This is a genomic window from Amycolatopsis sp. QT-25, from assembly GCF_029369745.1.
Classification (GTDB): Bacteria; Actinomycetota; Actinomycetes; order Mycobacteriales; family Pseudonocardiaceae; genus Amycolatopsis.
On sequence record NZ_CP120210.1, the window covers coordinates 1037960 to 1062318 of the forward strand.

Sequence of the window (24359 nt, forward strand, 5' to 3'; positions counted from 1 at the left end):
GACGCCTGGAGGAGGTGCCCGTGCCGCTCGCCGCCCCCACCGAGACCGCGGTGGACACGCACTGCCCGTACTGCGCCCTGCAGTGCGGGATGAGCCTCGACGGCGCCCGGGTCGCGCCGCGCGACTTCCCGGTCAACGCCGGCGGCCTGTGCCAGAAGGGCTGGACGTCGGGGGAGCTCCTCACCTCGCCTTCCCGTCTGACGACACCGCTGATCAGGGTCGACGGCGAACTGCGGCCCGCGTCCTGGCCGCGGGCGCTCGACCTCGTCGCGCGGCGGCTCACCGAGATCCGCGCGGCCAGGGGAGCCGACTCGGTCGCCGTCTTCGGCGGGGGCGGGCTGACCAACGAGAAGGCGTACCTGCTGGGGAAGTTCGCCCGGGTCGCGTTGGGTACCTCGCAGATCGACTACAACGGCCGGTTCTGCATGTCGTCGGCGGCGGCCGCCGGGATCAAGGCGTTCGGCGCCGATCGCGGGATGCCGTTCCCCGTCACGGATCTCGCCGACGCCGACGCGGTCCTGCTCGTCGGGGCGAACCCGGCCGAGACCATGCCGCCGTTCACTCAGCACCTGCGAGGCGCGGACCTGATCGTCGTCGATCCGCGCCGCACTCCGACCGCCGAACTCGCCGGAGTGCACCTCGCTCCCGCGCCGGGCACCGATCTCGCGCTCGCGCAGGGCATTCTGCATGCCGTCGTCGCCGACGGGCTACTGAATCGGTCCTATGTGGACAAGCGAACGAACGGCTTCGAAGAGCTGTGGCGTTCGGTCGCGGCCTGGTGGCCGGAGCGGGTCGAGCAGGTCACCGGGGTCTCCGCCGCCGACCAGCGCCGCGTCGCCGGCAAACTCGCGGCGGCCCGCAACGCCTACGTCCTCACCGCGCGCGGCACCGAGCAGCACGCCAACGGCACCGCGATGGTCAACGCCTGGATCAACCTCGCGCTCGCCCTCGGCCTTCCGGGCCGCCAGGGGTCCGGTTTCGGCTGCCTGACCGGGCAGGGCAACGGCCAAGGCGGGCGCGAGCACGGGCAGAAGGCCGACCAGCTGCCCGGTTACCGCAAGATCGACGACCCCGCGGCCCGCGAGTACGTCGCCGGAGTCTGGGGTGTTCCGCCGGACTCCCTGCCGGGGCCGGGCCGGTCGGCCGTCGAGCTGCTGGAGGCACTCGGCACCGAAAACGGCCCGAGCGCGTTGCTGGTGTTCGGCAGCAACCTCGTCGTTTCGGCGCCCGGCGCCGGGAACATCCAGGACAAGGTGTCCTCTTTGGACTTCCTGGTGGTCTCGGACCTCGTCCTGTCGGAGACCGCGGCGATGGCCGACGTCGTCCTCCCGGTCACGCAGTGGGCCGAGGAGGACGGCACGATGACCAATCTCGAAGGCCGGATCCTCCTGCGGCGCAAGGCGATCGACCCGCCGTCCGGAGTGAAGACCGATCTCTTCGTGCTTTCCGAACTCGCCCGCCGGTTCGGTCAGCCGGACGGACGGTTCCCGGCGGACGCCGAAGCGGTCTTCACCGAGCTCCGGCGGGCGTCCAAGGGCGGTGTCGCCGATTACTCGGGCATCACCTACGACCGGCTCCGGGCAGGCGAAGCTCTCTACTGGCCCGTCCCGGCGGAATCGCATCCCGGCACACCGCGGATGTTCCTCGACGCCTTCGCCCATCCGGACGGCCGCGCGCGGTTCGTCCCGGTGGACCACGTCGGCCCGGCCGAGCCGCCCGACGCCGAATTCCCCTTGCAGGCCACCACGGGCCGGGTCCTGCAGCACTACCAGTCCGGGGCGCAGACCCGGCTGGTCAAGGAGCTGAACGACGTCGTGGCGGAGGTCTTCGTGGAAGTCCATCCGGATACCGCCGCGAGGGCGGGACTGGCCGAGGGTGACCTCGCCGTCGTGCGCTCCCGGCGCGGCGAGACCGTCGCCCGGGTCCGCTGCGTGGCGTCGTCACGCCCCGACCTGGTGTTCCTGCCGTTCCACTTTCCAGGGCGGGGCAGGGCGAATCTGCTGACCAACCCGGCGCTCGACCCGACGAGCCGGATGCCCGAGTTCAAGGTGTGCGCGGTCGCGCTCGCCCCGGCCGAGGTCGTCGCGTGAGCCCCCGGTCGGTGGTCATCGCCGGATACGGGATGGCGGGCGCGCGGCTCGCGGACGAGATCCGGCGCCGCGACCCCGAAGGCGAACGCGTGCGGCTCACCGTCGTCGGCGCGGAGGAGCACACCGCCTACAACCGGGTGCTGCTCTCCTCGGTGGTCGCCGGGAGCATGCGACCCGAAGCCGTCCGGCTGCACGACGACGACTGGGCGTCCAGTGCCCGTGCCGACCTGCGACGAGGCGTCACCGCGACGTCGATCGACAGGGGTATCCGGCGGGTGCACCTCGACGACGGGTCCACCGTGGACTACGACGCGCTCGTGCTCGCCACCGGCGCGAACCCGTGGATGCCGCCGGTCGAAGGGCTCGAACCCGGTCCGGACGTCGTCGCGTTCCGCACCCTCGACGACTGCGCCCGCATCCTCGACGCCGCCGAACTGGGCGCTCCCGTCGCGGTGCTCGGCGGCGGGCTGCTCGGCCTGGAAGCCGCACGAGGTCTCGCCGGTCGCGGAAACCTCGTCACCGTCGTGCATCCGATGCCGCACATCATGGAACGCCAGCTCGACGCGGAATCCGCGCGGGTGCTGACCAGGAAGCTCGAAGAGCTCGGCGTCGGCTTCCGGCTCGGTGCCGGGGCCGCGCGCTATGTCAGTGGCGACGGCCTCAAACTCGACGACGGCACGCACGTGCCCGCCGATCTCCTCGTCGTCTCCACCGGTGTCCGGCCCGAGACGAAACTGGCCGTGGACGCCGGGCTGACCGTCGAGGGCGGCGTCGTCGTCGACGATCTGCTGCGCACCAGCGACGGCCGAATCCACGCGATCGGTGACTGCGCGAAGCATCCGGGCGCGTTCGGCGGTCTCGTGCAACCCGCGTGGGAACAGGCCGCCGTCGTCGCGGATCTGGTCACCGGCACGAACTCCGCGTCCCGTTATCGCGGCACGCAGGCGGTGACGCGGCTCAAGGCCCGCGGCATCGACCTCACCGCGCTCGGCGAGACGATGACCGGCGCGGACGACCGGACCGCCGAAGTGCTCACCTTCAGCGACCCGGCGGGCTGCCGTTACGGCAAGCTCGTCGTGCGCGAGAACCGGGTGGCCGGGGCGATCCTGCTCGGCCTGCCCGACGCGGCCGCGACGATCGCGCAGCTCTACGACCGGCGCACGCCGATACCCGAAGACCGGCTGGCTGTCCTCTTAGGACGCTCTCTGCCGCCCGGGGCGCCCTCGGCGGTGAGCCCGGCCGATCTGCCCGCGGCGGCGGTCATCTGCCGCTGCAACGCGGTGACCAAGGGGCGGCTCGTCGAGGCCTGGCGCGCCGGTGCCACCGACGTCCCGGCCCTCGCCGGAGCGACCAGGGCGACGACCGGTTGCGGCGGCTGCCAGGACGCCGTCGGCGGGGTCGCGAAATGGCTGGCCGCCCAGTGAACCCGAACGTATCCACCAAGGAGGACCGCATGGCAGCTCGGGGCAAACGCTGGATCGAGCACTGGGATCCGGAGAACGAGCGGTTCTGGGAGGAGACCGGGAAGAAGGTGGCCCGGCGGAACCTCTGGTTCTCCGTGCTGGCCGAGCACATCGGCTTCTCCGTCTGGACACTGTGGTCGGTCATGGTCTTGTTCATGGGCCCGCAGTACGGATTCTCGGCCGCCGACAAGTTCCTGCTGGTCTCGACACCGACGCTGATCGGCGCGCTGATGCGGCCGCTGTACACCTTCGCGGTGGCGCGGTTCGGTGGCCGGAACTGGACGATCGTCAGCGCGCTGCTGCTGCTGGCGCCGACGATCCTGGCGGCGATCGCGATGGAGCCGGGCACCTCGCTCGGCACGTTCCTGCTGATCGCCGCGCTCGGCGGGGTCGGCGGCGGGAACTTCGCGTCGTCGATGACCAACATCAACGCGTTCTACCCCGAGAAGCACAAGGGCTGGGCACTCGGACTCAACGCGGGCGGCGGGAATCTCGGCGTGGCGGCGATCCAGCTCATCGGCCTGTTGGTCATCGGCACCGTCGGCGCGACCGCACCCCGGGTGGTGCTGATGATCTACATTCCGCTGATCGTGGTCGCGGCGGTCTGCGCGTACTTCCGCATGGACAACCTCGCCTCGCTGAAGGGTGACACCAAGGCGATGCGCGCGGTCGTCAAGGATCCGCACACCTGGGTGATGTCGTTCCTCTACGTCGGCACGTTCGGTTCTTTCATCGGCTACAGTTTCGCCTTCGGTCTGGTACTGCAGAACCAGTTCGGCCGTACGCCGCTTCAGGCCGCCGCGGTGACGTTTCTCGGCCCGCTGCTCGGCTCGTTCTCACGGCCGACCGGCGGCTGGCTGGCCGACCGGATCGGCGGCGGCAAGATCACCTTCGTGACGTTCGTCGGCATGGCCGCGGCGACCGTGGTGCTGATTCTCGCGTCGACGGCGAACTCGCTGGCGTTGTTCACCGTCGCGTTCATCGTGTTGTTCGTGCTCACCGGGATCGGCAACGGCTCGACGTACAAGATGATCCCGGCGATCTTCCGCGCCAAGGCGAAGGTCGCGATCAGCGAGGGCGCGAACGAGACGCTGGAATTGCTCAAGGCGCGCAAGCTTTCCGGCGCGTTGATCGGGCTGGCCGGGGCGATCGGCGCACTCGGCGGGCTGTTCATCAACCTGGCGTTCCGGCAGTCGTTCGCGGACACGAAAAGCGGGGTGCCGGCGTTCGCCGCCTTCCTGGTGTTCTACGGGTTGTGCTTCGCCGTCACGTGGGCGGTGTACCTGCGCAAGCAGCAGTCGGAGGTGACGAGCGTCCGCGGTCTGGCGCTCGCCGGAGCGGAGGTCTGATGCGGAAGCTCGTCGTCGCGGGACATGGCATGGTCGCACACCGGCTCGTCGAAGCGGTGCGCGCGGAGGACGAGACCGGCGAATGGCGGATCGTGGTCCTCGCCGAGGAGGGACGGCCCGCTTACGACCGTGTCGCGCTGACGTCCTATGTGGACGCCTGGGATCCCGCGTCCCTCGCTTTGGCAGGCGCGGACTACGCGGGCGACTCGCTGGTCGAGCTGCGGCTCGGCGACGCGGTCGCCTCGGTGGACCGGGAGCGCAAGACCGTCGTCACCGAGTCCGGATACGAGCAGCCGTACGACGTGCTCGTCCTCGCGACCGGTTCACGGCCGTTCGTCCCGCCGGTGCCGGGACACGACCTTCCTGGCTGCTTCGTCTACCGGACGATCGAAGACCTCGACGCCATCCGGGAAGCCGCCCAGCGGCCCGGGCGCGGACGTCGTTCGGCGGTCGTCATCGGTGGCGGGCTGCTGGGGTTGGAAGCGGCGAAGGCGTTGCGGGACATGGGTCTCTCGCCGCATGTGGTGGAGATGGCGCCGCGGCTGATGCCGCTGCAGGTCGACGAGGGCGGGGGCGGTCTGCTCCGGCGGCTGATCACCGACCTCGGCGTGACCGTCCACACGGGAACCTCGACCGACGCCATCGAGCCGGACGGCGAACGCTACCTCGCGCGGCTCGGCAACGGCACCGAACTCGACGTCGACCTGGTCGTGTTCTCCGCCGGTATCCGGCCGCGGGACGATCTGGCGCGCTCGTCCGGGCTCGAAGTCGGCGCGCGGGGCGGGGTCCTGGTCGACGACGCCTGCCGGACGTCCGATCCGGCGGTGTACGCGATCGGGGAATGCGCGGCCGTGCACGGCAAGGTGTACGGCATCGTGGCGCCCGGGTACGCGATGGCGGAGATCGTCGCGGCGCGGCTGACCGGTGGCGAGGGCACGTTCCCCGAGCCGGACATGTCGACGAAGCTCAAGCTCATGGGTGTCGACGTCGCCAGCTTCGGTGACGCGCACGCGGCGACCGAGGGCGCGCTCGAGGTCGCGTTCAACGACGCGGTCGCCGGGACGTACAAGAAGCTCGTCGTCTCCGACGACTCGAAGACGTTGCTCGGCGGGGTGCTGGTCGGTGACGCGAGCGAATTCGACACGCTCCGGGCGATGGTCGGCAGGCCGCTGCCCGCCGAACCCGGCGCGATCCTCGCCCCGGCGGGCGGTGGGGCGGCGGTCGGGGTCGACGCGTTGCCCGACGCCGCGCAGATCTGTTCGTGCAACGCGGTTTCCAAGGGCGCGATCACGCACGCGATCACCGAGCAGGGGTGCGATTCGGTCGCCAAGGTCAAGGGCTGCACCCGCGCGGGGACGGCATGCGGATCGTGTGTCCCGCTGCTGGGCAAGCTGCTGACGGCTTGCGGCGTCGAGCAGTCGAAGGCGCTGTGCGAGCACTTCGGCCAGTCGCGCGCGGAGCTGTTCCAGATCCTCCAGGCCACACGGATCACCACGTTCAGCGAGACGATCGACCGCTACGGCACCGGAACCGGCTGCGCCGTCTGCAAACCGGTGATCGCGTCCATCCTGGCCACCCTGGGCAACGGGCACATCCTCGCCGGCGAGCAGGCGACCTTGCAGGACACGAACGACAAGTTCCTCGCGAACCTGCAGCGCAACGGGACCTACTCGGTCGTCCCGCGGATCCCCGGCGGTGAGGTCACGCCGGAGAAGCTCCTGGTGATCGCGCAGGTGGCGATGGATTTCGGGCTGTACACCAAGATCACCGGTGGACAGCGGATCGACCTGTTCGGCGCCACCCTCGACCAGCTCCCGCTGATCTGGCGGCGGCTCGTGGACGCCGGTTTCGAATCGGGACACGCGTACGGGAAGTCGTTGCGCACGGTGAAGTCCTGTGTCGGTTCGACGTGGTGCCGCTACGGCGTGCAGGACAGCGTCGGGCTCGCGATCGAGCTGGAGCTGCGCTACCGCGGCCTTCGGTCGCCGCACAAGCTGAAGTCCGCCGTTTCGGGTTGCGCGCGGGAATGCGCCGAGGCGCGGAGCAAGGACTTCGGTGTCATCGCCACCGACAAGGGCTGGAACCTTTACGTGGGCGGGAACGGCGGCGCGACCCCGCGGCACGCGAACCTGCTTCTGTCCGAAGTGGACACCGAGACGCTGATCCGCACGATCGACCGGTTCCTGATGTTCTACGTCCGCACGGCCGACCGCCTGCAGCGCACCGCGCCGTGGGTCGAGGAGATGGAGGGCGGGCTCGACCACCTGCGCGCGGTGATCGTCGACGACAAGCTCGGCATCTGTGAGGACCTCGACGCGGCGATGGCCAAGCACGTCGGCGACTACGCCGACGAGTGGCGCGGTGTGCTGGAAGACCCGGAGAAGCTGGCGAAGTTCAGCTCGTTCGTCAACGCGCCGGGCACGCCGGATCCGACGATCTCGTTCCGTACCGAACGCGACCAGAAGGTGCCCGTGCTGCTGGGCATCCCGGAGGTGAACCAGTGACGACCTCGATCGAGCGCACCTGGACCGCCGTCTGCGCGGCGGGGGCCGTCCCCGAATGGTCCGGTGTCGCCGCCCTGCTCGACGGCGACGTGCAGGTGGCGATCTTCCGGCTGCCCGGTGACCGGTGGTACGCGCTGTCCAATCTGGACCCGGTCAGCGGTGCCGCGGTGCTTTCGCGGGGGATCGTCGGCGACGCGGGCGGGGTTCCCGTGGTGGCGTCACCGGTGTACAAGGAACGCTTCGACCTGCGGACCGGATCATGTCTTGACGCCGAGGGCGTCTCGGTCGAGGTGTATCGGGTGCGGGTCTCCGGCGGTGTGGTGGAGGTGGAAGCTCGTGGTGTCTGTCGGTGAACCCGCGGCCGCACTCGACGTCGGCAGGGCGCGACCTGGTCATACCGGTCACCGTGGGGAAATGAGGCGCCCTGCCACCGCGGTCGCGGGGCCTGCGGCCGGGGCGGGTTCACGCTTCTCGTCGCCATCAGTGGTACGACTCAGCTCCGCCAAAAGGCATTCACCGTGACAGAAGTCCTTCCCCTGGCGGGATTCGTCATCGGGATCACGGCGGCGCGGCGGGCTGACGAGCTCGGCGCGCTGTTCGTGCGTAGGGGTGCGACCGTGCGCTACGGCCCGGCCATCCGGATCGTGCCGCTCGCCGACGACACCGAACTGCGGTCGGCCACCATGCGACTGCTGGAGGGCCGCGTCGACGTCGTCGTCGCGACGACCGGGATCGGCTTCCGCGGCTGGGTCGAGGCGGCCGAAGGCTGGGGACTGGGGGAGGAGCTGCTGGCCCGGCTGGAGAAGTCTTCGTTGCTGGCGCGTGGTCCGAAGGCCAAGGGCGCGATCCGCGCGGCCGGGCTTTCGGAGAACTACTCGCCGGCGTCGGAGAGCAACGCCGAGGTGCTGCGGCATCTGCTCGATTCCGGTGTGGACGGTCAGCGGATCGCGGTGCAGCTGCACGGCGAGCCGCTTCCGTACTTCGTGGACAGTCTGCGTGCCGCGGGTGCCGAGGTGATCGAGGTCCCGGTGTACCGCTGGGTGGGTCCGGCCGATCCCGGGCCGCTGGACCGGTTGCTGGACGCCGTCCTCGACGGCTCGGTGGACGCGTTGCCGTTCACGAGCGCCCCCGCCGCCGCGTCACTGCTGGCGGTGGCGAGGCGGACCGGGCGGTTGCCGGGAATCGTGCGGGCACTGGAGAAGCGGGTCGTGGCGGCCTGCGTCGGGCCGATCACCGCGGCACCGCTGGCCGCGCTCGGGATCCCGACGGTCCAGCCCGCGCGGTCGCGGATCGGGGCGTTGGCGCGGACGGTGTCCGACGTGCTCGAAGCCCGTTCACCACGGTTGCGGGCGGGCGGCCGCGGTATTGAACTGCGGGGTCAGGCGGCGCTGGTCGACGGACAGTGGTGCGACCTCGCGCCCGCGCCGATGGCGATGCTGCGGGCGCTGGCGGAGTCGCCGGGGCGGGTGTTCTCCCGGCGGGAACTGGTCGCCGCGTTGCCTGACGGCGGCGAGGAACACGCCGTCGAGACCGCCATCGGTCGCCTGCGGAGCTCCCTGGGGTCGCCGAAGCTCGTCCAGACGGTGGTGAAACGCGGCTACCGCCTGGCCGTCGACTCGTGACCACCCCCGCCGCAATTCGTCACCTACTTGCGGAGGTCACGCGGGCGGTGGCGCAAGTAGGTGACGATTTGCGGGCCGAGGCACGTCAACTTTCTGAGACGGACACCGGATGATGGTGACACGATCGGACACGGAGAGTCAACGAAACTTACCCGAAATGGCAACTTGTCCCAGTGGGGCAAGTTGGCCCTGTAGGCAAGTTTGTGCACAAGTCCGGCTTGTCCGTAGCGGGCAAGCTGCCTTCCGGACAACTTTCCGCTGCGAGTGTAGACGTGTGTCCTCTCGGAGTCCGCCGGTCGCAAGTAGGTGACGAATTGCGGCGGGGGGCGGCGCAAGTGGGTGACGAATTGCGGGGAGGGGGGAGGGGGGTGGGGGTCAGGAGAAGGTGACGCGGTGGTCGGGGAACTCGCGGGCGGCGGCGACGCGGGCCGCCTCCTCTTCGGCCGCTTTCCGCACGGCAGGGCGGAGCGCGTCGAACGGGGTGACGGTGAAGTCGAGCCGCTTCTTCCCACTCGCCTTGGCCCGCCACACACCGGCGATCTCGCCGCCGGCCAGCAGCGCGCCGGGACTGCCGAGGATCTTCCAGACCGCTTTCTGCCGGGCCTTGTCCGGCACCAGCACGGCACGGTCACGGGCCTGGACGAACGGGTCCAGCGGCGGGAGCAGGCGCACCACGTCCGGTTCCGGCGGCTTCTCCAGCAGCGGCACCCGGTCTTCCGGAAGGAACGCCTTCTTGCCCTCGACCCGGACCTCGGCCAGGCCGGACGGCCACATCGCGTCGACCACGGTGCGGGTCGTTCCGACGTAGGCGGCGGCGTCCCCGGGGGCGGCCGGACCGTTGATCCGCAGGTAGCCCTCGACGACGCGTCTGGCCGCCTCGACGTCCGGCGACGTGTTGAGCCGGCCACGCTTCTCCAGCGGTGCCAACGTCGCCGGGGTCGCGCCCGCCTCCAGCCGGACCCCGGCGTGGATCGACGCGACCCGCATCAGCTGCTCGTGGACGTGCACGACACCGCAGCCGCGGCAGGCGTACGACAGGCCTTCGGGGATCAGTTTCGTGACCGCGCCGCTCACCGTGCCCTTGGCCAGCGGACCGGTGACGACCTCTCGGATCGCCTTCGCGGCGGTGAACAGCGCGTCCGTCGCGGACCTGCCCGCGTCCTCGACCTGCTTGCGCTGCCAGAGGATCCGCGCCATCGCGTCCTTCTCGTCGAGCGGCACGAGTGCGGCCCGGATCGTGTCCAGCTCCGCGCGACGGTGGAAATGCGGCGCGCCGCGATGCGTCCACGCGAGCACGAAACGCTCGTCGTCCCACACCTCGGGCGTGATGTCACCGTCGACCCGGGCGGCGAGACCCAGCAGGGCGGTGTCCCGCACGGAATCCTGCAGCCCGAGGTCGAACACGGCCGCCGCGGCCGGATCCGTCTCCTCGCGGTGCAGTCCGTGCGCCGCGATCCGGTACGCCAGCACCTGCTCGCGATCGACCTCGAGCACTGGTCCTCCCTACAGCGAGAAGGCGAACGTGTAGGACATCGTCGGCTCGCCGGGCGCGCCGGTCGTGGTACCGGTGCCGGTGATCCCGGCGAGTTCACCCGTTCCGGAGCCCTCGACGACCGTGAACGTCGACAAGATGCCCTTCGCGTCGAACCCGGTCTCGTGCTTGATCACGAAGCTTCCCTTGCGTCCGTCCACACTGCCTTCGATGCGTTCGAGGCCGGGGGACGTCGTTCCGTCGCCGTCGAAGCCTTCACCCGCGTAGTACAGCAGGTAATCGATGACCGCTTCGCCTTCGATCAGCCCGCTGTAGGTGAACGTGGCGTGCGCGTGAGCCACGCGCGGAGCGCCCTCCGCGCCGCTGACGAGGGCTTCTTCCCAATTTTTCGTGGCGAACGTGTTCATGGGGTTCATCCTGCCGGCCATACCTGTCAGGTCATGTCAGGTTTTCGGGGGATACTGGACCGCATGCGTGCGAGCAGACTCCTGTCGGTCCTCCTCCTGCTGCAGAACCGCGGCCGGATGACGGCTGAGGAGCTGGCGACCGAGCTGGAGGTCTCGGTCCGCACGGTTTACCGCGACGTCGAGGCGCTGTCCGCGGCGGGCGTGCCGGTGTACGCCGACCGCGGGCGCACGGGCGGATATCAGCTGATCGAGGGCTACCGCACGCGGCTGACCGGGCTGACCGAAGAGGAGGCGCAATCGCTTTCGCTGGCGGGTCTGCCGGGCGCGGCCGCCGAACTCGGGCTGGGCACGGTCCTCGCCGCCGCGCAGCTCAAACTGCACGCGGCCATGCCCGCGGAGTTGCGTGCCGGCGCGAGCAAGGTCGCCGACCGGTTCTATCTGGACGTCCCCGGCTGGCATCGCGGGATCGAGAGCCTGCCGCGACTGTCCGAACTGGCCGACGCGGTCTGGCACGCGCGGCGGATCAAGGTCCGGTACGAACGCTGGGGGCAGCGGAAGGTCGATCGCGTCCTCGATCCGCTGGGCCTGATCCTCAAGGCGGGGAACTGGTATCTCGCGGCGCGGTGCGACGGGTCCGACCGGACCTACCGGGTCTCCCGCATCGAGGAGCTGGACGATCTCGGCGAGACCTTCGAGCGGCCGTCCGGCTTCGACCTCGCGCGCTACTGGCAGGAGTGGTCGGAGCAGTTCGAACAGCGGATGTACTCGCGAGTGGCGGTGGTCCGGCTGAACGAGTTCGCCCGCATACTGATGCCGATCCATCTCGGAGCAGTCGGCGCACGGGCGGTGCGGGAAGCGGACGCCGAGCCGGACGAAAACGGCTGGCTGACGATGGAACTGCCGGTGGAACCGGGAGAGCCGGCCGTCGGCGAACTGCTGCGGTTCGGCGGGAACCTCGAAGTGCTCGAACCGCCGGAGCTGCGCGAGCGGCTGGCGGAGGAGATCAGGAAGATGGGCGCGCGTTATGGCTGACCTGACCGGCATCACGATCGGGATCACCGCGGAGCGGCGGGCGGAAGACTTCATCGGCGCGCTGACGCGGCACGGCGCGACAGTGCTGCACGCGCCCACCATCCGCATCGTCCCGTTGCCCGACGACACCGAACTGCGGGCGGCGACGGACGCCGTACTGGGCGGACCGGTCGGGTTCACCGCGGTCACCACCGGCGCCGGGTTCCGTGGCTGGCTTTCGGCGGCCGAAGGCTGGGGACTGCGCGAACCGTTGCTGGAGCGGCTGGCGGCGTCACGGATCTTCGTGCGCGGACCGAAAGCGGCCGGCGCGGTGCGCGGCGAGGGGTTGCGTGAGGAGTTCTCCGCGCCCGAGGAAAGCAACGCGGAACTGTTCGAAGGCTTGCGCGCCGCCGGGATTCGCGGGGCACGGGTCGCCGTCCAGCTGCACGGAACCCTGCTGCCCGAACTCACCGGTTCGCTGCGGGACGCGGGCGCGGAGGTCGTCCAGGCTCAGCCGTACCGCTGGCTTTCGCCCGCCGACGTCGGACCTGTGCACGCTCTCGTCGAAAGTGTGCTTTCCGGACGCGTGCAGGCGTTGGCCTTCACCTCCGCTCCGGCGGCCGCGAACCTGCTCACGCTGGCGGGTTCGCGGCGTGAGGAACTCCTTGCCGCACTGCGAGGTCCGGTGCTGTGCGCGTGCGTCGGACCGGTGACCGCGGCGCCGTTGGAAGCCGCCGGGATAGCGACCGTCCAGCCCGAACGTCAGCGGCTCGGCGCGCTGGTCAAACTTCTCGTCGCGGAACTGCGCATTCGGCCGTCTTGACGCGGCTAGTCCGCTTTGCCAGGCTCGACACATCGGACGCGGGGAGGGCGGCGGATGTCCGAGTCTCCATCGGTCACGTTCGTGCGCGCGATCTTGCGAAAGGGCTCCTCGGTCTTGGGCGCGAGCCCCGCCGACGAAGCACCCGACCCCGATTCCGTTCCCGACTGGCGCTATCGGGAAGACTCCGCGGACTCGCTGCTGATGCGCGCCATGCGCTACTCCGCCCTCGGCCCGATCTTCTACCGCGTGGCCGCGTTTCCCAAGGTATATCTCGGTTTCCTGGTCGCGAACGGTTCGGCGGGGATCGTCCCGGTGCTGAGCACGACGGTATTGGCGGTGCTGCTCAACGTCTTCGCGGTCTGGTGGGTCGTGAAGGGCCGTGGGGTCCGGGCGAAGACGTCCGGGCGGCTGATGTACGCGGATCTCGCCGTGGGCGTGGTGCTCACGACGATCGTGGCCGTGGCCGCGCCCACCGAGATCCAGCCGTTCGCCATCGACGTCGCGTGGACGTGGCTGGTCGGGACGGTGGCGTTGTGGACGCTGTCGTTCGGGCTGCCCGCCGCTTGCCTGCTGCTCATCGCGGCCTTGCCGTTCCGCGCGTTCCTGACCTGGATCGGCGGGCTCCCGATCGACCATCCGCTCGCGGTGAGCCGGTCGGTCGGCTGCATGGTCGCGCTCGTCGTCGCGATGGTGACCACGGCCGGGATCCTGATCCTGCTCGGCGTGGGGACCCGGTTCGCGCTGGGCATCGGGATGCGCCGAGGGCAGCGCGCCGAACGCCTGCGGATCCAGCGGATCATGCACGACTCCGTGCTCCAGACGCTGGAAGCGATGGGCATGGAGGCACCCGACGACGACTCCGCCGCCACGCAACGGCTCGCCGAGATGCGTGCCACCGCCCGGGCGCAGGCCGCCGAACTGCGGCGCGAACTGACCGGTCCGGACGCGCCGTCGGCACGCGGACTCGCCGCGGACCTCGCCGAGGTCGCCACCGAAATGGCGCGCGACGGCCTCCGCACCCAACTCGTCGCCGCCGAGACCGAAGAGGACTACCGCCTCTCGCACGCGCGCCGGACCGCCATCCGTGACGCCGTCCGCGAAGCGCTCCGAAACACCGTGAAGCACGCCGGGACGAACCAGGTCGTGCTTCGCGTCGAGGAGTGCGAAGGTGGCGTCGCAGTCATCGCGCGGGACCAGGGGGCCGGCTTCAGCATGCTGGACCGGCCGCCGGGGTTCGGGATCAGCCAGTCGATCATGGCGCGGCTGGCCGAGGTCGGCGGGCGGGGGACGATCGACTCGCATCCGGGGCGGGGGACCAGGGTGACGCTGTGGGTGCCGCACTGAGGTCTTCAGTACACGGTCTCTCTCTTGCGCCAGGCGCGGCGCCCGAGTACATGAAGGCCCCCTTCCTGTACCTAGGCGCAAGGAAGGGGGCCTTCACGTACTTGGGGCTGGTGGTGGGCGGGTTTCTGTGGCGCCTGGGGCGACCGGCCGGTCCGTGAAGGCATCCTTCGCTACCTACGCCATCGCTTGCTCAGCAGGCCCACGTAAGTGACAGCAAAGGTCCCTTGCTCTCTTTTCGCAGGTCAGCAGGCCTCAGTCCGCTTCGGGAGCCGCAGCTTCCCCGGCCTCCGCCTGCCGCATCGCTTCCCGCCCGGCGGCCTCTTCGCTCACTCCCTGCCGCCAGTACCCCGTGAAGCAGATCGCCCGTTTGTCCACCCCGCGCTCCCGCACGAGATGCCGCCGCGCCAGCTTCACCATGTTCGCTTCGCCCGAGATCCACGCGTAAGGCGCTCCGCCCGGCAGTTCCGCCTTCCGCACGGCTTCGAGCACCGCGTCGCCGACCGGACCGGAGCCCCGCACCACCCAGTGCAGCTCCACCACCCCTTGCGTGTCGAAGACCTGCCGATCCTCGCGATCACCGATCTCGACGTAGACCACCGCTCGGGTTCCGGCGGGCAGTGCTTCGACGATCGCGCCGATCGCCGGGATCGCGGTCTCGTCGCCGATCAGCAGTTGCCAGGTCGTCCCCTCGGGCACGTCGTACAGCCCGTGCGGGCCCAGGAAGGCGACCCGGTCACCCGCCGAAGCGCGCGAAGCCCAAGCCGAGGCGGGGCCTTCGTCGCCGTGCAGCACGAAGTCGATGTCGACCTCCTGCGCCGACGGCCGCAGCGCGCGCACGGTGTAGGTGCGCATCGGCGGCCGGACGTCGTCGGGCATCGCGAGATAGGTCTGGTACCAGGACAGCACTTCGTCACCGCTCGGCGGGGCGGGCAGCACGGGCTCCGCCTGGCCGGGCCGCGGGAAGAACACCTTCACGTACTGGTCGGGCGCCTGGTCCACCAGCGACGCCCCCGAGAAGGTCACCCTGCTCATGTGCGGGGTCAATCTCCGGACGCCGGTCACCTTCGCCTCGAGGTAGCTCATTAGGCGAGGCTAACCTAAAAGAGAGCGCCGGGACCAGCGTCGTCGCCGGGATCACGCTGCCACCGGTATCTTCGCAGATCGACGCGCTGGCCATCGGCCAGGACGCCCTCCGCGCGCAGCTTTTCGAGCTGCTCGTGGAGCAGATGCGGAGCCGGGGTCCCGTCGGCCCGCAGAATGCGGTGCCAAGGCAGGTCCTGGCCGTCCTCGCCGAGGATCCGCCCGATCAGCCTGGGGGACGGGGCTCCCGAAACCGACGCTATATCCCCATAAGTCGCGACCGAGCCGGCGGGCACGCTCGCGATGACCTCGCGCACCCGCTCGTGCAGTTCGTCATCCATGGGACCACTTTGCCGTGCCGCTGCGAAGTTGTGTCGGCGGGGCGTGGTTCCATCGTGGGCGTGAACGGGCGGCGAACAGCGGCAGGAACCGACGCGCGGCTGGTCCGCACGCCGGTCACCGGCACGCCCACGTTCCAGTGGGATTCCGGCGCCCGGCGCCTGCTGGCCGCCCCGGACGGCTTCCGCCGGGTCCTCGGCGGCCCTGGTACGGGCAAGACGGCGTTGCTGGCGTCGGCGGCTTCGCGGCGTATCGCGGAGGGCGTGGATCCGGAGAGTGTGCTGATCCTGACCACCTCGCGCAAGGCGGCCGAGGTCCTGCGCGCCGACATCACCCATCGGCTCACCACTGATCCGGAAGAGGATCCGCTGCCGCGCACGATCCGCGAGCCGCTCGTGCGCACGGTGCACTCGTACGCGTACGCGCTGTTGCGGATGGAGGCGCAGGCCGACGAACTCCCGCCGCCCCGCCTGCTGGCCGGAGCGGAGCAGGACGTCGTCGTCCGCGACCTGCTCGCCGGCGACATCGAAGCGGGGGCCCTCGACTGGCCCGAACAGCTGCGGCCCGCGCTGAACGTGCCCGGTTTCGCCGAGGAACTGCGAGACCTTCTGCTCCGTGCCGCCGAACGCGGGCTCGGCCCGGAGGACCTGGTCGAACTCGGCAGGCGGCGCGGCCGCGACGAATGGATCGCGGCCGGGCGCTTCTGGAGCCAGTACGAAGAGGTCACGCTGCTCCAGGGCGCGGGTGGCAACGCGCTCGGCGTCGCGAGCGCGCCCGCGCTGGACGCGGCGGAACTCGTCACGTCCGCGCTGCTCGCGCTGGAGGACGATCCCGAACTGCGCGAACGCGAGCAGCGCCGCGTCCGGCACCTGTTCGTCGACGACGCCCAGCATCTCGACCCGGTGCAGACCCAGCTCATCCGGCTCATCGGGTACGCCGCCGACGAATTCGTCGTCGCGGGCGACCCCGATCAGTCCGTGTTCTCCTTCCGTGGCGCGGATCCCCGGCTGTTCGCCGACGCGGACGAGGACGGTGAACGCACGGTCCTGCTGACCACCGCACACCGGCTCGCCCCCGTGATCCGCACCGCCGTCACGAAACTCGGCTCCGTGCTGCCCGGCTCGTCGCCGCAGCGCAAACTCGTCGACGCGCCGGACGCCGAGGGCGGCGCGGTCCGCGTCCGCCTGATGCCGACTCCGGCCGCAGAGGCGAGCTGGATCGCCGATCAGCTCCGCCGCGCACATCTCGTCGACGGCGTGCCGTGGTCGGAGATGGCGGTGCTCGTCCGGTCGCCCGCCCGTACTTTTCTCGTCCTGCAACGCGCTTTGCGGGCAGCCGGGGTGCCGATCGGTTCGGCCACCGAGGAACTGCCGCTCGCGAAGCAGCCCGCCGTCCGTCCTCTGCTGGCGATGTTGCGGCTCGCCGCGGAGCCGGACCTGCTCGACGTCGACCTCGCGGAGATGCTGTTGTCCTCGCCGCTGGGCGGCGCGGATCCGCTCGCCCTGCGGCGGCTGCGGCGCGGCTTGCGCAGGCTGGAGCTCGCCGGAGGCGGACAGCGGTCCAGCGACGAACTGCTGGTGGAAGCCTTACGTGTCAACGATGTCCTCACCGGTCTCGCCGAGGTGGAGTCGCTGCCGATGCGCCGGATCGGCGGCCTGCTGCACGCCGCGCACCAGGCGGTGGTGCGTGGCGACGGCGTCGAGCAGGTGCTGTGGGATCTGTGGCAGGCCAGTGGTCTGGAGCAGCGCCTCCTTCGGTTGGTCGATCGCGGCGGTTCGCTCGGCTCGCAGGCGGACCGGGATCTCGACGCGATCGTCGCCCTCTTCGACGCGGCCGGTCGCTATGTCGACAGATTGCCGAAGGCGAGTGTCGCCTCGTTCGCGGATTACCTGTCCTCGCAGAACATCGCGGGTGACACGCTGGCGCCCGCGGCCATGAAGAGCGAAGGCGTCTCGCTGCTGACAGCGCACGCGGCGGCCGGTCGCGAATGGACGGTCGTGTCCGTCGCCGGTGTCCAGGAGGGCAGCTGGCCGGATCTGCGGCTGCGCGGTTCCGTGCTCGGGGTGGAGCGGCTGGTCGACCTCATGTCCGGCGTCGACGACGAGAAGGTGTCCGCCACCGCGCCGATCCTCGCCGAAGAGCGGCGGCTGTTCTATCTCGCCGCGAGCCGCGCGCGGAAGACGCTGCTGGTCAGCGCGGTCGCGGGGGAGGACGAGCAGCCCTCGCGGTTCATCGACGACCTCGAAGAGAACGGCGCGGACGACGGCGGCCTCGATTCACGGATGAAGCCGGCCGGACGTTCGCTGGTGCTCGCCGAACTCGTCGGGGAACTGCGCGAGGTGGTCTGCGACGAATCGAGCGAGCCGGAGAGGCGGCAGCGGGCGGCGCGTCAGCTCGCCAAACTGGCCGCGGCCGGGGTGCCGGGTGCCCATCCGGGGACCTGGTACGGCCTGCTGGAACCCTCCACCGGCGAACCCGTGCACGGGCCGGGCGACCTCATCCGCATCTCCCCGTCCACGGTGGAGGTTCTGGTCAAATGCCCGTTGCGGTGGCTGATCGAGCGCCACGGCGGCAGCGACCCGGCGCAACTCGCCGCCGTCACGGGCACCCTGGTGCACGGCCTCGCGCAGGCGGTCGCCGGCGGCAGCAGCGACGAGCAGATCCGCGCCGCCCTCGACGAAGCGTGGGTGCGGGTGGACGCGGGAGCCCCGTGGTTTTCGCGCCGCGAGCGCTCGCGGGTCGAGCAGATGCTGCGCAATTTCATCTCCTGGCTGGAATCCAGCCGCAGGGAGCTGATCGAAGCCGGGGTCGAGCAGGACATCGAGGTCGAATTGCCGGTCGGCGACACCGACACCGACGGCGTTCGTGTGCTCCTGCGGGGCCGCGTCGACCGCGTGGAGATGGACAAGGACGGCCGCCCGGTCGTCATCGACATCAAAACCGGCAAGATCCCGATCTCCGCCGCCGACGCCGAACAGCATCCGCAGCTCGCCGCGTACCAGCTCGCCGTGCTGCTCGGCGCGATCGAGGGCGGTTCGAAACCCGGTGGCGCGCGGCTGGTCTACGTCGCGAAGTCCAACAACAAGACCGGATCCACCCAGCGTGAGCAGGCGCCGCTGGACTCCGACGGCGGGAAACAGTGGCTCGAACTGGTGCGTTCGGCGGCCGGATCCGCCGCGGGCCCGGAGTACGGGGTCACCGAGAACCCGGACTGTGATCGGTGTCCGGCGAGGGGTTGCTGTCCGCTGCGGCCCGAGGGCAGGCAGGTGACCGGGCCTTGATTCCCGCACTCCAGCGCCGTCAGGTCGAACCCGGTGAGATCGCCCGCGCGCTCGGCCTGCACAGCCCGACCGACGAGCAGGCCGAGGTCATCGCCGCGCCCATCGAGCCGTCGCTGGTGGTCGCCGGGGCGGGCGCGGGCAAGACCGAGACGATGGCCGCGCGCGTGGTGTGGCTGGTGGCCAACAGCATCGTGCCGCCGGAACGCGTCCTCGGCCTGACCTTCACCCGCAAGGCCGCCCGCCAGCTCGGCGAACGCGTCCGCACCCGGCTGCGCCGCCTCGTCGGATCGGGGCTGCTCGACAGGATCGACCCGACCGGTGACCTGCGCATGACGGTGACGGCGGGGGAGCCGACGGTGCTCACCTATCACGCGTACGCCGGGCGGCTGCTGTCCGAACACGGCCTGCGGCTGCCCGTCCAGCCCGGGGTCCGGCTGCTTTCGGAGACGTCTTCGTGGCAGTTCTCGCATCGTGTGGTGTCCACGTGGGACAACGACCTCGACACCGACCGCGTGCCCTCCACGGTGACGGCGCAGTTGCTGGCGCTGGCCGGGGAACTCGGTGAGCATCTGGTGGAAACCGAACGGCTCGCGGAGTACACGTCGTGGCTGTGCGAGGTCATCGAGAACGCGCCGCGGGCGAAGGGACAGCGTGCGGCGCTGCCGCAGAAACTGGCCGAAGTCATGACGGCACAACGGTTCCGGCTCGCACTCCTGCCGTTGGTCGAGGCGTATCACGCGCGCAAGCGCGCCGAGGGCGCGCTCGACTTCGCCGACCAGATGTCCTTGGCCGCGCAGCTCGCCAGCAGTCATCCGGCGGTGGTCGCGGGTGAGCGGGAGCGCTACGGTGCCGTCCTGCTCGACGAGTACCAGGACACCGGACACGCCCAGCGGATCCTGCTGCGGTCGCTGTTCGGCGGTGTCGAGCATCCGCCGATGCCGGTGACGGCGGTGGGTGACCCGGCGCAGGCCATCTACGGCTGGCGCGGGGCGAGCGCGGCGAACCTGCCCCGGTTCACCACGGACTTCCCTCGCGACAACGGAGAACGGCTCGTCCCGGCCTTGGATTTCGGGCTGCTGACCAGTTTCCGCAATCCGCCCGAGGTGCTCGAACTCGCGAACGCGATCTCGGAACCGTTGCGGGAACGCGGCCTGGGTGTCGCGCGGTTGCGTGCGCTGGAGGGTGCGGGACCGGCCGACATCGCCGCCGCGTTGCTGCCGGACGTCCGCGCCGAACGCGAGTGGGTGGCCGACGCGGTGGCGAAACGCTGGTTCGAAACCGTGGAGGAGACCGGAAAGCCACCGACGGCGGCGGTTCTGGTGCGCCGCCGCGCCGACATGGCGCCGATCGCGGCGGAGATGCGGGCACGCGGGCTTCCGGTGGAGGTCGTCGGCCTCGGCGGTCTCCTCGACGAACCCGAGGTCGCGGACCTGGTCAGCACGTTGCGGGTGCTCGCCGACCCGCTCGCGGGCAGTGCGGCCGCCCGGTTGCTGACCGGGGCGCGCTGGCGGATCGCGGCGGCCGACCTCGCCGCGTTGTGGCGGCGCGCCGGCGAACTGTCCTCGCCGGTGCCGCCTTCGGGCAAGTCCGAGGCGGACGAACCGGTGCTGGTGACCGAACGGGTCGAACAGGCGGGGCTCGCCGACGCGATCGACGATCCCGGGACACCGGACCGGTATTCGCCCGAGGGGTACCGGCGGATCCGGAAGATCGGTGCCGAGCTTTCGGCGTTGCGGCGGCGGCTCGACCAGTCGCTGCCCGAACTGGTCGCCGACGTGGAACGCACCATGCTGCTCGACGTCGAATCGCTGGCCCGCCCGGGACCCGCCGGGCGGGCGCATCTGGACGCTTTCGCCGACGTCGTCACGGATTTCGCCGAGACGTCGCCGACGGCCACTCTTTTGTCCTTTGTGGACTATCTCAACACCGCCGCGCACGCGGAGGACGGGCTCACCCCCGGTGAGGTGGAAGTCCTCCCGGATCGGGTCCAGGTGCTGACCGTGCATTCGGCCAAGGGGCTGGAATGGCGCATCGTCGCGATCCCGCATCTGGTGAAGGAGGTCTTCCCTGGTCGGCGGCGCTCGTCGTCGTGGCTGCGGACGTCGACCTCGTTGCCCGCCGCGCTGCGCGGGGACTCGGAAGACCTGCCGGAACTGCGGATCCCCGAAGGCTCGGATCGCAAAGAAGTGCGGGAAGCACTGGAGCTGCACGAAAAAGGCTTCGTCGCGCGGGAGGCGGACGAGGAGCGGCGGCTCTGCTACGTCGCGCTGACCCGCTCCGAGCACACGATGCTGATTTCCGGCCATTGGTGGAACGAGACCAGCGCGCGGCCGAAGGGACCATCGGAGTTCCTGCTCGAAATAGGCGAGGTGCTGCGGGCGAACCCGGTCGGCCGGATCGAGCACTGGGCCGACGAGCCCGAGGCCGACGGGGACAACCCGCTGGTCGCCGACTCTCGCCGGTCGCGATGGCCGGTCGATCCGCTGTGGCCGCGGCGCGAAGGCGTCACCAACGGCGTCGATCTGGTGCTCGGGGCGATGGAAGACACGGAAAACGCCGAAACCGCCGAAGAGGAGGAAGAGGACGACCCGGACGGCTGGATCTCCGACACCAAGGTGCTGCTGGAGGAGCGCGCGCGAGCGCGGGACCGGGTGCAGCAGGTCGTCCTGCCGCCGCATCTTTCGGTGAGCCAGCTGGTCGAGCTGTCGGCCGACCCCGCCAAGCTGGCCACCCGGCTGCGGCGGCCGCTTCCCGTGCGCCCCAACACCTACGCGCGCCGGGGGACGGCGTTTCACGGCTGGCTGGAGCAGCGGTTCGGCGGCGAGCAACTGCTGGAGATCGACGACCTGCCCGGCGCGGCGGACGTCGACGAGGCCCCCGATTCCGAGCTGGAGACGTTGCAGACGGCGTTCGAGAAGAGCGAATGGGCGCATCGAGTGCCGCACGCCGTCGAGGTCCCGTTCTCGGCGGACGTCGTGGGCGTGACGGTGCGCGGGCGGATGGACGCCGTGTTCGCCGACGCCGACGGCGGGTGGACCGTCGTCGACTGGAAGACCGGCGCGGTGCCGGAGAAGGACCGGCTCGCGCCGCTGGCCGTGCAGCTGGCGGCGTACCGGCTGGCGTGGGCGGCACTCAAGAAGGTGCCGGTCGAGAAGGTGCGGGCGGCGTTCCACTACGTGAAACACGACAAGACCGTCCGCCCGGCCGACCTCCTGGACGCCGAAGGCCTGCGACAGCTACTGCGGAGCGTCCCGACGATCTAGCGATCACCGCAAGTAGGTGACCAATTGCGGGGGGTCAGGCGCGGTCGCGCACCTTCAGCGCCCAGGTCACCAGCGGAATCTGGAGCGGGACGCGGGCCCAGAAAGCCGCCCGCCAGTGCTTCGCCGCCTTTCGGCGGTCGGCGTCGACGGCCATCTTCACGTTCCCCGGCAGGACCACGACGAACAGCAGCGCGGCCGCGAGCCCGCCGAGCCGTCGTGTCTTCGGCGCGGCGATCGCGGCGGCGACGCCCAGCTCGGCCACGCCGGAGCCGTAGGTCCACGCACGGGGGGAGCCCGGGAGCTGCTTCGGGATGATGGCGTCGAAGGGCTTCGGCTGGACGAAGTGCAGCACACCGGCCGCGCCGAGCACGCCGGCGAGGAAATACGCGGGCCGCTGGGACGGCCTGGAATCCGAAGACATGCCCTGAGCTTCGCATACCGCGCTCGACGCGCGGATCTTCGGCTATCCTCCCGACCGTGAGTGTCGCGGACCAGGCCGGAGCCTGTGCATGAAGGTCCTCAAGCGTTTCCCGGTCCGGCTGAGCGACCGCCCGGATCACGAGCTCGTCGGCGTGATCCGGATGCCGGAGCTGACGGTCAGCCCGCTGCGGGCCATCTCCAAGCGGATCATCGGCGCGATGCTGGCCCTGCTCGCGACCGTCCTGATCGTCTACCTCGACCGGGACGGCTACCGCGACGCCAACGGCGACGGGCTGACCTTCCTCGACAGCCTCTATTACGCGACCGTGTCGCTGTCGACGACGGGGTACGGTGACATCGCACCCGCGACGCCGTCCGCGCGGCTGGTGAACGTCCTGGTGATCACCCCGCTGCGGGTGCTTTTCCTCATCGTCCTGGTCGGTACCACCCTCGAAGTGCTCACCGAGCGCTCCCGTCAGGCTTTCAAGATCCAAAAGTGGAGGACGAAGGTGCGTGACCACACGGTCGTCGTCGGATTCGGCACGAAGGGCCGGTCGGCGGTCAACGCGCTGCTCGGGGACGAGAACGTCGAACCCGATCACATCGTCGTCGTCGACACCGACCAGCAGGCCCTCGAAGCGGCCACGTCACTCGGCCTGGTGACCGTGCACGGTTCGGCCACCCGCGCCGACGTGCTGCGGGTGGCCGGCGTGCAGCGGGCCAAGGCCGTCGTCGTCGCCCCGAACCGGGACGACACCGCCGTGCTGGTCACCCTGACCGCGCGTGAGCTGGCACCGAAGTCGCACATCGTGGCGTCGGTGCGGGAGGCGGAGAACGTCCACCTGCTCAAGCAGTCGGGCGCGAACCAGGTCGTGGTGTCGAGCGAGACCGCCGGCCGCCTGCTCGGCATGGCGACGTCGACGCCGCTGGTGGTCGACATGGTCGAGGACCTGCTGACCCCCGAGTCCGGGCTCGCGATCGCCGAGCGCCCGGTGGAGCCGTCCGAAGAGGGCGGCTCGCCGCGGCATCTCCCGGACATCGTGCTGGGCGTCGTCCGCGACGGCGTCCTGTACCGCGTGGACGCCCCGCAGGCCGACGCGATCGAGCCGGGCGACAAGCTGCTGTACATCCGGAAGGTCACCTCGGCGGAGACGATCGAGCGGTAGCGGGGGACCTTTGCTCTCGCCCTGCCGGGCAAGAGGGCACCGCTGTTCTGCCGCTGGTGTCGCCTCCCGGGGCTCCTGGGCTTTGCCATCGGGTTCTGGGAGCATGGCGTTCGTGCGCAAGCGATCGGACCCCGCCAGCGGGCTCACCCCGGGGTGGAATTCCCTGGCCGTGGCGGCCGGTGCCGGCCTGCTGGTGATGTTCCTGGCCTGGTTCGCCGGGCCGGGGCTGTTCGGCATCACGAACGAGCCCCGCGGGACCACTGTGCAGGCGGAGGTCGTCGAGCCCGCGCCCTGCACGGGCGGCGGCGCGACCGAGAAGGTCAAGTTCGACTTCGGCGGCAACCCGATGGAGGGTTCGCTCAACGGCTGCGGGCACGGCAAGGGCGAACGCCTCGAGGTCGTCGTCCCGAACGGGGCTTCGGGAGACGGCGTCTCGGTGCATGCGGCCGACGCGACAGCGGGAGCCAGCAACGCGCGGCGGCCGGTCGGGATGGCGCTGCTGGTGTTCAGCTGCTTCGCCGGCGGGATGTACGTCTACCTGGTGGTGCGGGGGCCGCGGCGGCTCGCGACGGCCTGACCCGCGGCCTCGCACCGAAGCTCGCTTGGCCCGGCAGGAAGGCGGAACTCGCGCCCCGCGTGTCATCCGCCCTCAATCACGCGTGATACGGCTCCAATCACGCGTGATACGGCTTCAGACACGCGTGA

The 24359-nt window shown here is 70.6% G+C and carries 18 protein-coding genes; 13 read left to right on the forward strand and 5 right to left on the reverse strand.

From position 1 onward, the window contains the following. The first annotated feature begins 20 nt into the window (after positions 1-20). The 6 genes from P3102_RS05200 to P3102_RS05225 all read left to right on the forward strand — a co-directional run bounded on the left by P3102_RS05200 (position 21) and on the right by P3102_RS05225 (position 9028). Complete coding sequence (locus P3102_RS05200; RefSeq protein WP_276366972.1) at positions 21-2090, forward strand: molybdopterin oxidoreductase family protein; 2070 nt, start codon at positions 21-23, stop codon at positions 2088-2090. Beyond that, entirely contained in the window at positions 2087-3514 is a 1428-nt protein-coding gene (locus P3102_RS05205; RefSeq protein WP_276366974.1) for an FAD-dependent oxidoreductase, read from the forward strand. Before P3102_RS05200 ends, P3102_RS05205 begins: the two co-directional genes overlap by 4 nt. 29 nt (positions 3515-3543) lie before the next feature. Continuing rightward, on the forward strand, positions 3544-4902 hold the full coding sequence (locus P3102_RS05210; RefSeq protein WP_276366975.1) for a nitrate/nitrite transporter: 1359 nt from the start codon (positions 3544-3546) through the stop codon (positions 4900-4902). Beyond that, a complete protein-coding gene (gene nirB, locus P3102_RS05215; RefSeq protein ID WP_276366977.1) occupies positions 4902-7406 on the forward strand; it encodes a nitrite reductase large subunit NirB in 2505 nt (834 codons plus the stop codon). Before P3102_RS05210 ends, nirB begins: the two co-directional genes overlap by 1 nt. Next, positions 7403-7759 (forward strand): nitrite reductase small subunit NirD, encoded by a 357-nt coding sequence (gene nirD, locus P3102_RS05220; protein ID WP_276366978.1) that lies wholly within the window; start codon positions 7403-7405, stop codon positions 7757-7759. The genes nirB and nirD overlap by 4 nt, the downstream gene beginning before the upstream one ends. A gap of 165 nt (positions 7760-7924) precedes the next feature. Further along, positions 7925-9028 carry a uroporphyrinogen-III synthase gene (locus tag P3102_RS05225; RefSeq protein WP_276366980.1) on the forward strand — a complete coding sequence of 368 codons (1104 nt, stop codon included), beginning with the start codon at positions 7925-7927 and terminating at the stop codon, positions 9026-9028. Positions 9029-9403: 375 nt separating this feature from the next. Here P3102_RS05225 and P3102_RS05230 read toward each other — a convergent pair whose 3' ends face one another. Next, positions 9404-10522 (reverse strand): crosslink repair DNA glycosylase YcaQ family protein, encoded by a 1119-nt coding sequence (locus P3102_RS05230; RefSeq protein WP_276366981.1) that lies wholly within the window; start codon positions 10520-10522, stop codon positions 9404-9406. 9 nt (positions 10523-10531) lie between these two features. Then, positions 10532-10927, reverse strand: a complete 396-nt coding sequence (locus P3102_RS05235) for a DUF3224 domain-containing protein (protein ID WP_276366984.1) — start codon at positions 10925-10927, stop codon at positions 10532-10534. Positions 10928-10990: 63 nt separating this feature from the next. Here P3102_RS05235 and P3102_RS05240 point away from each other — a divergent pair, with 63 nt between their 5' ends. From P3102_RS05240 to P3102_RS05250, 3 genes are read left to right on the forward strand one after another with little or no spacing between them, the layout of a single operon-like run. Continuing rightward, positions 10991-11959, forward strand: coding sequence for a YafY family protein (locus tag P3102_RS05240; protein WP_276366985.1), 969 nt, complete (start codon positions 10991-10993; stop codon positions 11957-11959). Next, positions 11952-12761, forward strand: a complete 810-nt coding sequence (locus P3102_RS05245; protein WP_276366987.1) for a uroporphyrinogen-III synthase — start codon at positions 11952-11954, stop codon at positions 12759-12761. The genes P3102_RS05240 and P3102_RS05245 overlap by 8 nt, the downstream gene beginning before the upstream one ends. A 54-nt stretch (positions 12762-12815) precedes the next feature. After that, positions 12816-14105 (forward strand): ATP-binding protein, encoded by a 1290-nt coding sequence (locus tag P3102_RS05250; protein ID WP_276366988.1) that lies wholly within the window; start codon positions 12816-12818, stop codon positions 14103-14105. Positions 14106-14357: 252 nt separating this feature from the next. On the opposite strand, the gene P3102_RS05255 is transcribed toward P3102_RS05250, so the two are convergent. Together P3102_RS05255 and P3102_RS05260 are read right to left on the reverse strand one after the other, a co-directional pair. Then, positions 14358-15188: a siderophore-interacting protein gene (locus tag P3102_RS05255; RefSeq protein ID WP_276366989.1), complete on the reverse strand. Its 831-nt coding sequence runs from the start codon at positions 15186-15188 to the stop codon at positions 14358-14360. Positions 15189-15202: 14 nt separating this feature from the next. Next, positions 15203-15526 (reverse strand): MGMT family protein, encoded by a 324-nt coding sequence (locus P3102_RS05260; RefSeq protein WP_276366990.1) that lies wholly within the window; start codon positions 15524-15526, stop codon positions 15203-15205. Between the two features lie 54 nt (positions 15527-15580). Here P3102_RS05260 and P3102_RS05265 point away from each other — a divergent pair, with 54 nt between their 5' ends. After that, complete coding sequence (locus tag P3102_RS05265) at positions 15581-18805, forward strand: ATP-dependent DNA helicase (RefSeq protein WP_276366992.1); 3225 nt, start codon at positions 15581-15583, stop codon at positions 18803-18805. Continuing rightward, positions 18802-22068 (forward strand): UvrD-helicase domain-containing protein, encoded by a 3267-nt coding sequence (locus P3102_RS05270; RefSeq protein ID WP_276366994.1) that lies wholly within the window; start codon positions 18802-18804, stop codon positions 22066-22068. Before P3102_RS05265 ends, P3102_RS05270 begins: the two co-directional genes overlap by 4 nt. A gap of 34 nt (positions 22069-22102) precedes the next feature. Here P3102_RS05270 and P3102_RS05275 read toward each other — a convergent pair whose 3' ends face one another. Further along, a complete protein-coding gene (locus P3102_RS05275) occupies positions 22103-22489 on the reverse strand; it encodes a MauE/DoxX family redox-associated membrane protein (protein ID WP_276366996.1) in 387 nt (128 codons plus the stop codon). A gap of 88 nt (positions 22490-22577) precedes the next feature. On the opposite strand from P3102_RS05275, the gene P3102_RS05280 reads away from it, so the two are divergent. Further along, complete coding sequence (locus tag P3102_RS05280) at positions 22578-23654, forward strand: potassium channel family protein (RefSeq protein WP_276366998.1); 1077 nt, start codon at positions 22578-22580, stop codon at positions 23652-23654. A gap of 169 nt (positions 23655-23823) precedes the next feature. After that, entirely contained in the window at positions 23824-24231 is a 408-nt protein-coding gene (locus P3102_RS05285; RefSeq protein WP_276371641.1) for a hypothetical protein, read from the forward strand. Positions 24232-24359: the final 128 nt, after the last annotated feature.

What these genes read in the sequence shown, in the direction of transcription:
- P3102_RS05210 (WP_276366975.1), top strand. Translation starts at nt 3,544, where the DNA reads ATGGCAGCTCGGGGCAAACGCTGGATCGAGCACTGGGATCCGGAGAAC.
- nirB (WP_276366977.1), top strand. Translation starts at nt 4,902, where the DNA reads ATGCGGAAGCTCGTCGTCGCGGGACATGGCATGGTCGCACACCGGCTC.
- P3102_RS05235 (WP_276366984.1), bottom strand. Translation starts at nt 10,927, where the DNA reads ATGAACACGTTCGCCACGAAAAATTGGGAAGAAGCCCTCGTCAGCGGC.
- P3102_RS05240 (WP_276366985.1), top strand. Translation starts at nt 10,991, where the DNA reads ATGCGTGCGAGCAGACTCCTGTCGGTCCTCCTCCTGCTGCAGAACCGC.
- P3102_RS05245 (WP_276366987.1), top strand. Translation starts at nt 11,952, where the DNA reads ATGGCTGACCTGACCGGCATCACGATCGGGATCACCGCGGAGCGGCGG.
- P3102_RS05250 (WP_276366988.1), top strand. Translation starts at nt 12,816, where the DNA reads ATGTCCGAGTCTCCATCGGTCACGTTCGTGCGCGCGATCTTGCGAAAG.
- P3102_RS05255 (WP_276366989.1), bottom strand. Translation starts at nt 15,188, where the DNA reads ATGAGCTACCTCGAGGCGAAGGTGACCGGCGTCCGGAGATTGACCCCG.
- P3102_RS05260 (WP_276366990.1), bottom strand. Translation starts at nt 15,526, where the DNA reads ATGGATGACGAACTGCACGAGCGGGTGCGCGAGGTCATCGCGAGCGTG.
- P3102_RS05275 (WP_276366996.1), bottom strand. Translation starts at nt 22,489, where the DNA reads ATGTCTTCGGATTCCAGGCCGTCCCAGCGGCCCGCGTATTTCCTCGCC.
- P3102_RS05280 (WP_276366998.1), top strand. Translation starts at nt 22,578, where the DNA reads ATGAAGGTCCTCAAGCGTTTCCCGGTCCGGCTGAGCGACCGCCCGGAT.